The organism is Bacillus sp. 7_6_55CFAA_CT2 (assembly GCF_000238655.1).
Taxonomy (GTDB): Bacteria; Bacillota; Bacilli; order Bacillales; family Bacillaceae_G; genus Bacillus_A; species Bacillus_A cereus.
In genome coordinates, this window is record NZ_JH414708.1 from 429,761 (window position 1) to 443,209 (window position 13,449).

Below are 13,449 nucleotides of genomic sequence, written 5' to 3' on the forward strand. Positions count from 1 at the left end.
AGATATTGCATCGTAGTTTGCATTATATTGTCACCCCTTAATCTGTCTTGTATAATGAACAGGTTAAGGGGTGATTTCGTGTTACAACCGAAGACGCGTTGGAAAGAAAAAGAATATAATGACGAGCGAGTGAGTGAATTAGCAAGTAAATTACAGTTATCGCCACTTGTCGTTTCATTATTCCTCGGTAGAGGACTAGATACAGAAGATAAGATTTTAGATTTTTTAAATACAGAAAATCAAGAATTTCATGATCCATTTTTATTAGAAGGAATGGATAGAACGGTAGAACGTGTAAATAAGGCGATTCAAAATGGAGAGCAAATATTAATATTTGGTGATTACGATGCGGACGGAGTAAGTAGTACGACGGTTTTATATCTTGCTCTTCAAGAATTAGGTGCAGAAGTAGAATTTTACATTCCAAATCGTTTTACAGAAGGGTATGGACCGAACGAAGAAGCATTTCGTTGGGCGCATAGTGCAGGTTTCTCACTGATTATTACTGTCGACACTGGCATCGCAGCAGTACATGAAGCGAATGTAGCGAAAGAGCTTGGAATAGATCTAATTATTACAGATCACCATGAGCCACCGCCAGAATTGCCAGAAGCGCTTGCGATTATACATCCGAAATTAGAAGGTGGCGTATATCCGTTTCACTATTTAGCTGGTGTAGGTGTTGCGTTTAAAGTTGCGCATGCACTATTAGGCCGTGTACCAGAACATTTATTAGAGATTGCAGTAATCGGTACAGTAGCCGATTTAGTATCACTTCATGGTGAAAATAGGTTGCTAGTGAAACGCGGTTTAAAACATATGCGTATGACGAGAAATATTGGTTTGAAGGCATTGTTTAAAGTTGCTAACGTTTCGCAAAGTGAAATTACAGAAGAGAGTATTGGCTTCTCAATTGCCCCTCGTATTAATGCGGTTGGGCGTTTAGAAGATGCTGCGCCGGCTGTACACCTTTTATTATCAGATGATCCAGAGGAAGCGAAAGAGTTGGCCGAAGAAATTGATGAGCTGAACAAACTGCGAAAAGATATTGTAAAGCAAATTACAGAAGAAGCTATCGCTGAAGTTGAAAATAAATTCCCGCCAGAAGAAAATAAAGTATTAGTACTTGCAAAAGAAGGCTGGAACCCAGGGGTAATTGGAATTGTTGCTTCTAAATTAGTTGAACGTTTTTATCGTCCGACGATTGTATTAAGCATCGATCCTATAAAAGAAACAGCAAAAGGCTCAGCACGTAGTATTGCAGGATTTGATTTGTTTGCAAACTTATCAGATTGTAGAGAGTTATTGCCACACTTCGGAGGGCATCCGATGGCAGCGGGAATGACGCTACATATGAATGATGTAGATGAATTACGTCGCCGATTAAATGAACAAGCAGATGCGATTTTAACAGAAGAAGATTTTATTCCAATTACAGCAGTTGATGTTTTTTGCAAAGTAGAGGATGTAACGCTAGCGGCAATTGAAGATATGCAAAAACTAGCCCCGTTTGGTATTGGAAATCCGAAACCACGTATTGCAGTAAAAGATGCAGAGTTAGAAAGCATTCGCGCAATCGGATCAGATGGTTCTCATTTAAAAATGGCTCTTCGTGATGGACAAGCAACACTGGATACAATTGGATTTGGTTTTGGTGCATATGCGAAAGAAATCTCTCCAGTTGCAAAAGTATCTGTAATAGGAGAAGCATCCATCAATGAATGGAATAATTTTAAGAAGCCACAACTAATGGTACAAGATATTGCTGTAGAGGCGTGGCAATTATTTGATTGGCGTAGTATGCGTAATGCAGAAGCAAATTTAGCAGAACTTCCGAAAGAAAAAATAACAATGGTGTATTTTTCTGAAGAGGTATTGAATAAATTTTCTTTAGAGAGCTATAAAGAAAAGCTCATGCATGCTTCCGAAGTAACGCATTTAGATGATCAATATATCGTGTTACTTGATTTACCAAAAGGAACCGATGAATTACGTGAGTTATTTAAGGCAGGATTCCCAGCGCGAATTTATACGCTATTTTATCAAGAGAATAACCACTTATTTAGTACAGTTCCGACGAGAGAACACTTTAAATGGTACTATTCTTTCTTAAGCCAAAAAACACCATTTTCTTTAAGACAATATGGAGAACAACTATGTCGTCATAAAGGTTGGTCAAAAGATACAGTAAATTTTATGACACAGGTGTTTTTTGAGTTAGAATTTGTTACAATAAAAGATGGCGTCATTTTTATGGCAGACAAAAAACAAAAGCGTGATTTAATTGAATCGAACACATATCGTGAGAAAATGAACCACTTACAATTAGAAAAAGAATTGGTTTATAGCACATATCAGCAACTATATACATGGTTTGAAACGATTCGTAATCATAAAGAAGTAGAACAGTTAGGGTAAAGGATTTGTATTTACAAACCTTTTAGATCTGAGGAGGATTCAGAAATATGGATTTCAAGCAACATATCGCAATTGTACCGGATTATCCGAAAGAAGGTATTGTGTTTAAAGACATTACACCTTTAATGAATGACGGTAAAGCATACAAAGCAGCAACAGATGCAATCGTTGAATACGCAAAAGAAAGAGATATCGATGTTGTAGTAGGACCAGAAGCTCGTGGTTTCATTATCGGTTGCCCAGTTTCTTATGCGTTAGAAGTAGGATTTGCGCCAGTTCGTAAATTAGGAAAATTACCACGTGAAGTAATTACAGTTGACTACGGTAAAGAATATGGTAAAGATGTTTTAACAATCCATAAAGATGCAATTAAGCCAGGTCAACGCGTATTAATTACAGATGACCTATTAGCTACAGGTGGAACTATTGAAGCGACAATTAAGCTAGTTGAAGAACTTGGCGGAGTTGTAGCAGGGATTGCATTCTTAGTAGAGCTTACTTACTTAGATGGTCGTAAAATGTTAGATGGTTACGATGTATTAGTATTAGAAAAATACTAATCACTATATAGGTAAAACTACGGTGATAAAAAGTACCCGTGAATCTCTTGGAGAGGAGCGGGTACTTTTGTATAATTGAACAAAAAATCATGGTGAAATGTTAGTAAAATCTTTTCCTTTTCACAATTCACAATCATTGGGTTATAATGATAGAATATAATTTATTCTATTAAATAAAGATAAAGTCAATTTTCAATAAAAGGTGATTCGATGGCAAATGAGCAGGTACTAACAGCTGAACAGGTACTCGAGAAAGCAAGTCAATATTTAGTGGATGAAGATATTGAGCTAGTAGCACGTGCCTATGAATATGCACGCGATGCGCATAGCGAACAATACAGAAAATCGGGTGAACCGTATATTATTCATCCAATTCAAGTTGCAGGTATTTTAGTTGATTTACACATGGATCCAGCTACGGTATCAGCAGGTTTCTTACATGATGTAGTGGAAGATACAGAGATTACGTTAGAAGATATTGAACGGGAATTTAACAAAGAAATTGCTATGCTTGTTGATGGTGTTACGAAGCTTGGGAAGATCAAATATAAATCTCACGAACAACAACAAGCAGAAAACCATCGCAAAATGTTTATTGCAATGGCTCAAGATATTCGAGTTATTTTAATTAAACTAGCTGATCGTCTTCATAACATGCGTACATTGAAACATTTGCCTCAAGAGAAGCAGCGTCGCATAGCGAATGAAACGCTAGAAATCTTTGCACCTTTAGCACATAGACTCGGAATTAGTACTATTAAATGGGAGCTAGAGGATACGTCACTTCGCTATTTAAATCCACAACAATATTATCGTATTGTAAATTTAATGAAGCGTAAACGTGCAGAACGTGAAGAATACTTAGACGAAGTAATGACTGGTATTCGTGAGAAATTAAAAGAAGTTGCAATTCAACCTGAGATCTCTGGAAGACCGAAACATATTTACAGTATTTATCGTAAAATGGCACTGCAAAATAAACAGTTCAATGAAATTTACGATTTATTAGCTGTACGTGTTGTTGTAAATAGTATCAAAGATTGTTATGCAGTGCTTGGAATTATTCATACGTGCTGGAAGCCGATGCCAGGTCGTTTTAAAGATTATATTGCAATGCCAAAAGCAAATCTATATCAATCTCTTCATACGACTGTAATTGGACCGAAAGGTGATCCACTTGAAGTGCAAATTCGTACGAAAGAAATGCACGAAATTGCAGAATTCGGGATCGCGGCACACTGGGCATACAAAGAAGGAAAAACAGCAGAAACAACAGGTACATTAGAGAAGAAACTCACGTGGTTCCGTCAAATATTAGAATGGCAAAATGAAGCTTCTAATGCAGAAGAATTTATGGAGTCATTAAAAATTGATTTATTCTCTGACATGGTATTCGTCTTTACACCGAAAGGCGATGTAATGGAATTACCACTTGGATCGGTTCCAATTGATTTCGCGTATCGTGTCCATTCGGAAATTGGGAATAAAACAATTGGTGCAAAAGTAAACGGGAAAATGGTAACGCTGGATTATAAATTAAAAACCGGTGATATCATTGAAATTTTAACGTCGAAACATTCATATGGCCCAAGTCAAGATTGGGTAAAACTTGCTCAAACATCTCATGCGAAAAATAAAATTCGTCAATTCTTTAAGAAACAACGTAGAGACGAAAATATTGAAAAAGGCCGTGAACTTGTTGAAAAGGAAGTACGTGGTCTAGAGTATGAGATGAAAGAAGTATTAGCGCCTGATAACTTAAAACGCGTCGCTGAGAAATTTAACTTTGCAAATGAAGAAGATATGTTTGCAGCAGTTGGATATAGCGGAATTACAGCTTCGCAAATTGTTACGCGACTAACGGACAAGTTCCGCAAGCAACGCGAAGAAGAAGAAATTGTTGAAGTTAAAGAAGTTCGTAAACCGATGAAAATTCGAAAATGGGATTCTGGTGTAAAGGTAAGCGGTGCTGATAATTTATTAATCCGTTTATCGAAATGCTGTAACCCAGTTCCGGGTGATGATATCGTTGGGTATATTACGAAAGGCCGAGGTGTATCGATTCACCGCCGTGATTGTGTAAATGTTCATACAGAAGAAGCGATAGAACGTTTATTAGAAGTTGAGTGGGAAGGTAGCCCTGAAAAAGAAATAGAGTATAACGTTGATATTGAAATTTCAGGTTACGATCGCCGCGGTTTATTAAATGAAGTACTGCAAGCTGTTACAGAGACGAAAACATACATTTCAGCTGTTTCTGGTAGAAGTGACCGTAATAAGATGGCAACAATTAATATGTCAATCTCGATTCGTAACTTACAACACTTGAAAAAAGTAGTAGAACGCATTAAACGCGTTCCAGAAATTTATGCAGTACGACGCATGATGCATTAATAGGGAGTGTAGAAAGATGAGAGTTGTTTTACAACGATCAAAGAAAGCGTCTGTCACAGTAGACGGTGAGATCGTAGGACAAATTCCGTTCGGTTTAACATTACTAGTTGGCATTACGCACGAAGATACAGAAAAAGATGCAACTTACATTGCGGAAAAAATTGCAAACTTACGTATTTTTGAAGATGAGAGCGGAAAGATGAATCATTCTGTACTTGATGTAGAAGGACAAGTTCTATCTATTTCGCAATTCACATTATACGGAGATTGCCGCAAGGGAAGACGTCCAAACTTTATGGATGCTGCGAAACCTGATTATGCAGAGCGTTTATACGATTTCTTTAATGAAGAAGTTCGTAAACAAGGATTACATGTGGAAACAGGGAAGTTCGGAGCAATGATGGATGTTTCTTTAATCAATGATGGTCCGGTGACCTTAATTGTAGAAAGTAAATAGTGTTGATAAAAAAGAGAGGGTTATATAATCCTCTCTTTTTTATACATTGTTGTATGTTTTGTTCATTTATTTGGAATTAATAGCAGTTTTGGTTATGTATAACTCTTTCATCAATATGGAACAATAAAAAGTAAAACATCCATATTGAATGTGAGGGATATACGTATGCGTATGAATGAAAAAGGGCATTCTGTTACAAATGGTGCAAATCAACTATTTAACGTGAATTTTCATGATTTTATTTCAAAAGAGCAAAACAATACTTCAATGGAGCTTGCTTCCGAGTTTGGGATTTCTCTTCAAGATGTAAAGCGTTTAAAGAAGCAGATTGAACGTTCTTAGAGCACTTGACAATCCTACTTAACAAACGTATAGTAATTTTATATTTACATATGAATATAACCGTTGATAGAGAAGAGTAAATGAGACACACATGGAAAGAGAAGGAATGTCTTAGGCTGAAAACATTTCTACATGATGACTGATTGAATGACACTCTAGAGGTTTCAACTTGAACGGCATATACGCTTAGTAGGGATGAACGCATATTTAAGCGTTATTAAAAAAGTGGAAGCATAAGTGCTTCAATTAGGGTGGCACCACGGGTATAATACTCTCGTCCCTACTGTTCAAACAGTAGAGGCGGGAGTTTTTTTATTTTTATTAAGATTAAAACAATTTGAGGAGGAACTGAATATGTCTATTCAAATCCCACGCGGAACGCAAGATATTCTTCCAGGCACTGTTGAGTTATGGCAGTATATCGAAGGGCAAGCACGCGAAATTTGCCGTCGTTACAATTATAAAGAAATTCGTACACCAATTTTTGAGCACACTGAGCTATTTTTACGCGGTGTTGGTGATACGACAGATATCGTACAAAAAGAAATGTACTCATTCCAAGATCGTGGAGAGCGTAGCTTAACATTACGTCCAGAAGGTACTGCACCTGTTGTACGTTCTTACGTTGAAAATAAAATGTTTGGTGATGCAACACAACCAACGAAATTATACTATATCGGTCAAATGTTCCGTTATGAAAGACCACAAGCAGGTCGCTATCGTCAATTTGTACAATTCGGTATCGAAGCAATCGGCAGTAATGACCCTGCAATTGATGCAGAAGTAATTGCACTTGCTGTTGAATTTTACCGCGGCATGGGCTTAAAAAATATTAAAGTTGTATTAAACAGTTTAGGTGACGCAGCGAGCCGTCAAGCACACCGTGATGCATTAATCGCACACTTTGAGCCACGTATCGGCGAATTCTGTTCTGACTGTCAATCTCGCTTAGAAAAGAATCCACTTCGAATTTTAGACTGTAAGAAGGACCGTAACCATGAATTAATGGGAACAGCACCATCTATTACAGAATACTTAAACGAAGATTCAGCAATATACTACGACAAAGTTCAAGAACTATTAACGATGATGGATGTTCCGTTTGAAAAAGATCCGAACTTAGTGCGTGGTTTAGACTACTACCAACACACTGTTTTTGAAATTATGAGTGAGGCAGAAGGTTTCGGTGCGATCACTACATTAAGCGGTGGTGGCCGTTATAACGGACTTGTACAAGAAATCGGTGGACCAGAAATGCCAGGTATCGGTTTTGCAATGAGTATTGAACGTTTAATTATGGCGCTAAAAGCTGAAAACATTGAATTACCACTTGAACATAGCATTGATTGTTACGTTGTGGCGCTTGGCGAAAAAGCGAAAGACCATGCTGCAAAAGTTGCGTTCGATCTTCGTAAAGCTGGATTGTCAGTTGAAAAAGATTATTTAGATCGCAAAATGAAAGCACAATTTAAATCAGCAGATCGTCTAAAGGCGAAATTTGTAGCTGTATTAGGAGAAGATGAGCTAGATAAAGGCATCATTAACTTAAAAGATATGGCAACAGGTGAACAAGAAGAAGTAGCGTTAGATGTATTTGCTTCATACGTAGCAGAGAAATTAATATAGGGGGAACTTACAGTGGCTGAAAGAACACATGCATGTGGAAAAGTAACAGTAGAAGCTGTTGGACAAACAGTTCAATTAAAAGGTTGGGTACAAAAACGCCGTGACTTAGGTGGATTAATCTTTATCGACTTACGTGACCGTACAGGTATCGTGCAAGTTGTATTTAACCCAGAAACATCAAAAGAAGCGTTAGAAGTAGCAGAAACAATTCGTAGCGAATACGTATTACACGTAGAAGGTACAGTTGTTGAACGTGGTGAAGGCGCAATTAATGACAATATGGCAACTGGTCGTATTGAAGTACAAGCAACAAAAGTAAATGTACTAAATGCAGCGAAAACAACGCCAATCATCATTGCTGATGATACAGATGCATCAGAAGATGTGCGTTTAAAATATCGTTATTTAGACTTACGTCGTCCAGTAATGTTTAACACATTCAAAATGCGTCATGACGTAACGAAAACAATTCGTAACTTCTTAGACACAGAAGAGTTCTTAGAAGTAGAAACACCAATTTTAACGAAAAGCACGCCAGAAGGAGCTCGTGACTATTTAGTGCCAAGTCGTGTGCATGATGGTGAATTCTATGCACTACCGCAGTCACCACAGTTATTTAAACAGCTTCTTATGGTCGGCGGATTTGAGCGTTACTATCAAGTAGCACGTTGTTTCCGTGATGAAGATTTACGTGCGGATCGTCAACCGGAATTCACGCAAATCGATATCGAAGCTTCATTCTTAACACAAGATGAAATTTTAGATATGATGGAGCGTATGATGACGAAAGTTATGAAGGATGCAAAAGGTGTAGAAGTTAGTGCACCATTCCCTCGTATGAAATATGCTGATGCAATGGCTCGCTACGGTTCTGATAAGCCAGATACACGCTTTGAAATGGAACTAACAGACTTATCTGAGTTTGCAGCAGGTTGTGGCTTTAAAGTGTTTACAAGTGCTGTAGAAAGCGGCGGACAAGTAAAAGCAATTAATGCAAAAGGTGCTGCAAGTAAATATTCTCGTAAAGACATCGATGCATTAACTGAATTCGTGAAAGTATACGGTGCAAAAGGTCTAGCTTGGCTTAAAGTTGAAGAAGATGGCTTAAAAGGACCGATTGCGAAATTCTTCAGTGAAGAAGATGCAAATGTGTTAATGAGCACATTAGAGGCTACTGCTGGCGACTTATTACTATTCGTAGCAGATAAGAAGAGCGTTGTTGCAGATAGCTTAGGTGCACTTCGCTTACGTCTAGGTAAAGAGCTTGAGTTAATTGACGAAAGTAAATATAATTTCCTATGGGTAACGGATTGGCCACTTCTTGAGTACGATGAAGATGCAGATCGTTACTTCGCAGCTCACCACCCATTCACAATGCCATTCCGTGAAGACGTTGAGTTACTAGAAACAGCACCAGAAAAAGCACGTGCACAAGCATATGACCTTGTATTAAACGGTTATGAGCTTGGTGGTGGATCACTTCGTATTTACGAGCGTGACGTACAAGAAAAAATGTTCAAAGCACTTGGATTCTCACAAGAAGAAGCGCAAGAGCAATTCGGGTTCTTATTAGAAGCATTCGAATACGGTACACCACCACACGGCGGAATCGCATTAGGTTTAGATCGTCTTGTTATGTTACTTGCAGGCCGTACGAACCTTCGTGATACAATTGCATTCCCAAAAACAGCAAGCGCAAGCTGCTTATTAACAGAAGCTCCAAGCCCAGTTGCAGAAGCACAGCTTGAAGAGTTAAACTTAAAATTAAGCTTAAAAGAAGAGAAGTAAGAATAGGGTCTAGATGGTTATACTATAACCGTCTAGACTTTTTTTGAGAGGTTGTTTAAAAAGTCCGGTTTAGATAACTGTCGCATCTCATCGTTGCTTCGCCAGTCCGGTGCTCGAGTAGTATTTTTCTACACTGCACTCCTCCTGGCTTCAGCGCCTCGATCTGCTCGGTTCTCTGAATCCTCTTTTTTAAACGTGTATTTAGGAAGAAATGAAATTCTGGTCTATGTTTTCATTTTCGAAATATGTATTTTTAGGAATTCTATAACTTTTTCTATACAAATAGTCGGAAAAACGCTAGAATACATGGTAGACCATTTTTGTAATAGGAGTGTAGAGCTGAATGTTACATCAATTTTCACGTAATGAATTAGCCTTCGGTAAAGAAGGACTTGAAATATTAAAAAATAGTACAGTCGGTATTTTAGGAATTGGCGGCGTAGGCTCTTTTGCAGCTGAAGCGTTAGCACGTTCTGGCGTTGGACGTCTTGTATTAGTTGATAAAGACGTTGTAGATATTACAAACGTAAACCGTCAAATTCACGCTTTAGTATCTACTGTAGGACGTTCAAAAGTAGAATTAATGAAAGAGCGTATCGCAGACATTAACCCAGAGTGTGAAGTAATTGGACTTGAAATGTTTTATACAGATGAAACATATGAAGAGTTCTTTAAGCACGGTTTGGATTTCGTAGTGGATGCATCTGATACGATTACGTTCAAAATTCATTTAATTAAACAATGTTTACGTCGTAAAATTAAAATTATCTCCAGTATGGGTGCAGCAAATAAAATGGACCCAACTCGTTTCCGTATTGCGGACATTTCTAAAACACACACAGATCCGATTGCGAAAGTAATTCGTACGAAGCTTCGTAAAGAGGGTATTAAAAAAGGTGTAAAAGTTGTCTTCTCTGACGAAAACCCAATCGTAATTCGTGAAGAAGTACGTAAAGAAATCGTACCAGACGAAAATGCAAAAATTCGTAAAGCGAAATTACCGCCTTCATCAAATGCATTCGTACCATCTGTGGCAGGCTTAATTATGGCAAGTCACGTTGTACGTGAACGTATTAAAAATGTAGAAGTGAAACGTGTAGGGCAAGAATAAAAGAAAAGCATATATCCATTTTGGATATATGCTTTTTTATATGTATTAAAGAAATATGGATATTTGCATTACTACTAGTTCAAATGTAAGTAACGCTAGTAAGTAATGATCATATTTATCTGATGTATAGGCGGACGTCTTTTTTAAACTGTTAATGGTGAAAAGAGCCAAAGTTAGGACGAGAACACCGAGTGTTATTTTGAAGACTATTAAAGAAATAGTAACCAGCTCCCTTTAAAATTATATGTTTATAATAACATTTTAGTAAAAAATATCTAATCCGTTTTAGGAGTTTCCTTGTATGACAAGGAGGAATGTTATTGTCAATCTTTGTCGTTAAATCGATATCCTTTATTAAATCGTTGATATATTGCAAGTTGTGATAGATATATTCGAAAAATCGTTGATATTATTGCAAGTTACGATAGATATATTCGAAAAATCGTTGGTATAATTTCATTTACCGACATGTATATATATGATTTACCGAAAACAAACAGGGATGTCACTCAGTCAAAAAAGTGACATCCCTGTTTTTAATTCTCAGCAGAATAAATAATATCTAAATTCCCGTTTTGATCGGTTTTGAAAATCGGGGCAATTTGCTCTTCTTGCTCTTCGACCGAAACAAGTTTTCGAGCACGATCCATAATTCGAACAAGCATCGCGTAATCTTCTTCGATTGCTTGTTGTTTTTTTGTGAGTACCGCTAATTTCGTTTCAAGTTCATGATTCGTTTTTTGCAGAGAAGTGAGCTGAGCTTGTAATACATCATTTTCAGTTTGCAACTTTGCGAGTGAAGGGTTATTATGCTCCAAGTTTTGCAAAAATGAGATGACATTTTGCATCGTAAGTTCTTGTTTACTTGGCGTAATATCTTCAGAAAACTCAGCATCGATTACGAGTTGTTTCGTTTTCGTGAACTGATTTTTTTCTATTTTAGCTTCGGAGCGCTTTAATTCTTTACGTTGTTTCTTCGCAAGCTGCACAGCATCTTCGTAATTCGGCCTTACTTCAGCATTCCATCTAAAGCCGCAAGCTGCTGAAGTCCGGTTCAACGTATCGCCGACTTCATCAAATGCTTTTATTTGTGTACTTCCGCTGCGAATATGTCGTAAAACAGTTTCTGCTAAAAGGAGATCATCTTCTTTTGTCCATGCATCTTGACGTGTTTTCATAAGCGAAGCCTCCATAATGGTGACGTTTTCGTTTATGTTACCCTTTATTTTTCGTTTTATTCGAAGTTTGTAATCTTTCATAAACAGTAGAAAGGGCTTGCTCAAATTTCCCTGTCGTTTTCGGTTTATAATATTGCTTGTTTTTTATTTTATCAGGTAAGTATTGTTGCCTTACCCAGCCATTTGGATGGTCGTGTGGATATAAATATCCAATGCCTCTTCCAAGTGATTCTGCGCCTTTGTAATGACTATCTTTTAAATGGCTTGGAATGTCACCTGTTTGACCGTTGCGTAAATCGTGTAATGCAGCATCAAGTGCTTTATAAGCTGAATTTGATTTTGGTGATAAGCATAGCTCGATAACGGCATTTGCAAGTGGGATGCGTGCTTCTGGGAATCCAACTCGTTCAGCTGATTCAATTGCAGCTAGTGTACGTGGTCCAGCTTGTGGGCTAGCAAGTCCAATATCTTCATAAGCCATAATAAGAAGGCGTCTGCCAATACTTTGTAAATCACCTGCTTCAATAAGGCGTGCTAAATAATGGAGCGCTGCATTTACATCACTTCCGCGCACTGATTTTTGAAATGCTGATAATACGTCATAATGAGCATCGCCGCCTTTGTCGTGAACGAAGCTCTTCTTTTGTAAGCATTCTTCCGCAATCTCGAGTGTGATTTCAGCCGCTTGATCGTCTGTAGTAAAGCTAGATAATACAGCAAGCTCAAGTGCGTTATAAGCGGAACGCATATCACCACCAGAGGCATTTGCAAAGTGATGTAGTGCTTCATCTGTTACCGTTACAGCATATTCTCCAAGGCCTTTTTCTTTATCTTCTAAAGCTCTTTTCAACCCAATTAAAATATCATCTTCTGTTAGTGCGTGTAATTCGAAAATTTGACACCTGCTTCGAATAGCGGAGTTTATTGCATGGAATGGATTACTTGTCGTTGCACCAATTAAAGTAAGAAGTCCGCTTTCTAAGTGAGGTAATAGAAAGTCTTGCTTTGCTTTATCTAGACGGTGAACTTCATCTAAAATTAAAACGAGGTGTCGATGCATCTTCGCTTCTTGCACGACAACTTCCATATCTTTTTTATTGTGAGTAACAGCGTTCAATAGACGAAACGGGGTACCGGTACTTCCAGCAATTGCACTGGCAATGGATGTTTTTCCTGTACCTGGAGGACCGTATAAAATCATAGATTGAAAATGATTGGCTTGGACCATTCGCCATAAAATCTTTCCTTCACCAACTAAATGTTGTTGCCCAATAATTTCTTGAATATTTGTAGGGCGCATTCGATGTGCGAGTGGTTGTTTCATTTGGACCGTCTCCCTTAATATATAATCTCGTTCTATCGTATCATTTTTTTCTACGAAATTTGAAATAGGATGCTGTTTTATGGGAAAAATGAAGGATAATATTTTCATTTTTCTTTCAATTGTAATAATTTCCGAGTTTTTCAATGTGATTTTATGTTATCATTTTGATACACAAGTTGAAATTTCTTATAATACTATATTATGCTATAATTTCATAGGATTTTAAATTGTGTTCTTTTTATAAATAAGAT

General features: G+C 37.5%; 10 protein-coding genes and 1 other annotated feature. Of the genes, 8 read left to right on the top strand and 2 right to left on the bottom strand.

The features are described 5' to 3' along the window. Positions 1-78: 78 nt before the first annotated feature. The 8 genes from recJ to HMPREF1014_RS02395 all read left to right on the top strand — a co-directional run bounded on the left by recJ (position 79) and on the right by HMPREF1014_RS02395 (position 10,696). Positions 79-2,418, top strand: coding sequence for a single-stranded-DNA-specific exonuclease RecJ (gene recJ / locus HMPREF1014_RS02360; RefSeq protein WP_000941237.1), 2,340 nt, complete (start codon positions 79-81; stop codon positions 2,416-2,418). Positions 2,419-2,465: 47 nt separating this feature from the next. Continuing rightward, the gene (locus tag HMPREF1014_RS02365) at positions 2,466-2,978 is read left to right on the top strand and encodes an adenine phosphoribosyltransferase (protein ID WP_000346215.1); all 513 of its coding nucleotides are present in this window, start codon (positions 2,466-2,468) and stop codon (positions 2,976-2,978) included. A 210-nt stretch (positions 2,979-3,188) separates the two neighbouring features. After that, complete coding sequence (gene relA / locus HMPREF1014_RS02370) at positions 3,189-5,372, top strand: GTP diphosphokinase (RefSeq protein WP_001262811.1); 2,184 nt, start codon at positions 3,189-3,191, stop codon at positions 5,370-5,372. Positions 5,373-5,388: 16 nt separating this feature from the next. Beyond that, a complete protein-coding gene (locus HMPREF1014_RS02375; RefSeq protein ID WP_001266965.1) occupies positions 5,389-5,829 on the top strand; it encodes a D-tyrosyl-tRNA(Tyr) deacylase in 441 nt (146 codons plus the stop codon). Between the two features lie 165 nt (positions 5,830-5,994). Continuing rightward, positions 5,995-6,171 carry a hypothetical protein gene (locus HMPREF1014_RS31470; protein WP_001242605.1) on the top strand — a complete coding sequence of 59 codons (177 nt, stop codon included), beginning with the start codon at positions 5,995-5,997 and terminating at the stop codon, positions 6,169-6,171. Between the two features lie 54 nt (positions 6,172-6,225). Continuing rightward, positions 6,226-6,456, top strand: a binding site (T-box leader). A gap of 69 nt (positions 6,457-6,525) precedes the next feature. Then, positions 6,526-7,797 carry a histidine--tRNA ligase gene (hisS, locus tag HMPREF1014_RS02385; RefSeq protein WP_000027081.1) on the top strand — a complete coding sequence of 424 codons (1,272 nt, stop codon included), beginning with the start codon at positions 6,526-6,528 and terminating at the stop codon, positions 7,795-7,797. Between the two features lie 12 nt (positions 7,798-7,809). After that, positions 7,810-9,585, top strand: coding sequence for an aspartate--tRNA ligase (gene aspS, locus HMPREF1014_RS02390; RefSeq protein ID WP_000840905.1), 1,776 nt, complete (start codon positions 7,810-7,812; stop codon positions 9,583-9,585). Positions 9,586-9,928: 343 nt separating this feature from the next. Next, on the top strand, positions 9,929-10,696 hold the full coding sequence (locus tag HMPREF1014_RS02395) for a tRNA threonylcarbamoyladenosine dehydratase (RefSeq protein WP_000903177.1): 768 nt from the start codon (positions 9,929-9,931) through the stop codon (positions 10,694-10,696). Between the two features lie 536 nt (positions 10,697-11,232). Here HMPREF1014_RS02395 and HMPREF1014_RS02405 read toward each other — a convergent pair. Next, positions 11,233-11,874 (bottom strand): RsfA family transcriptional regulator, encoded by a 642-nt coding sequence (locus HMPREF1014_RS02405; protein ID WP_000857722.1) that lies wholly within the window; start codon positions 11,872-11,874, stop codon positions 11,233-11,235. A 37-nt stretch (positions 11,875-11,911) separates the two neighbouring features. Continuing rightward, complete coding sequence (locus HMPREF1014_RS02410) at positions 11,912-13,198, bottom strand: replication-associated recombination protein A (protein ID WP_000812919.1); 1,287 nt, start codon at positions 13,196-13,198, stop codon at positions 11,912-11,914. Between the last annotated feature and the right edge of the window lie 251 nt (positions 13,199-13,449).

What these genes read in the sequence shown, in the direction of transcription:
- HMPREF1014_RS02365 (WP_000346215.1), top strand. Translation starts at nt 2,466, where the DNA reads ATGGATTTCAAGCAACATATCGCAATTGTACCGGATTATCCGAAAGAA.
- relA (WP_001262811.1), top strand. Translation starts at nt 3,189, where the DNA reads ATGGCAAATGAGCAGGTACTAACAGCTGAACAGGTACTCGAGAAAGCA.
- HMPREF1014_RS02375 (WP_001266965.1), top strand. Translation starts at nt 5,389, where the DNA reads ATGAGAGTTGTTTTACAACGATCAAAGAAAGCGTCTGTCACAGTAGAC.
- HMPREF1014_RS31470 (WP_001242605.1), top strand. Translation starts at nt 5,995, where the DNA reads ATGCGTATGAATGAAAAAGGGCATTCTGTTACAAATGGTGCAAATCAA.
- hisS (WP_000027081.1), top strand. Translation starts at nt 6,526, where the DNA reads ATGTCTATTCAAATCCCACGCGGAACGCAAGATATTCTTCCAGGCACT.
- HMPREF1014_RS02395 (WP_000903177.1), top strand. Translation starts at nt 9,929, where the DNA reads ATGTTACATCAATTTTCACGTAATGAATTAGCCTTCGGTAAAGAAGGA.
- HMPREF1014_RS02405 (WP_000857722.1), bottom strand. Translation starts at nt 11,874, where the DNA reads ATGAAAACACGTCAAGATGCATGGACAAAAGAAGATGATCTCCTTTTA.
- HMPREF1014_RS02410 (WP_000812919.1), bottom strand. Translation starts at nt 13,198, where the DNA reads ATGAAACAACCACTCGCACATCGAATGCGCCCTACAAATATTCAAGAA.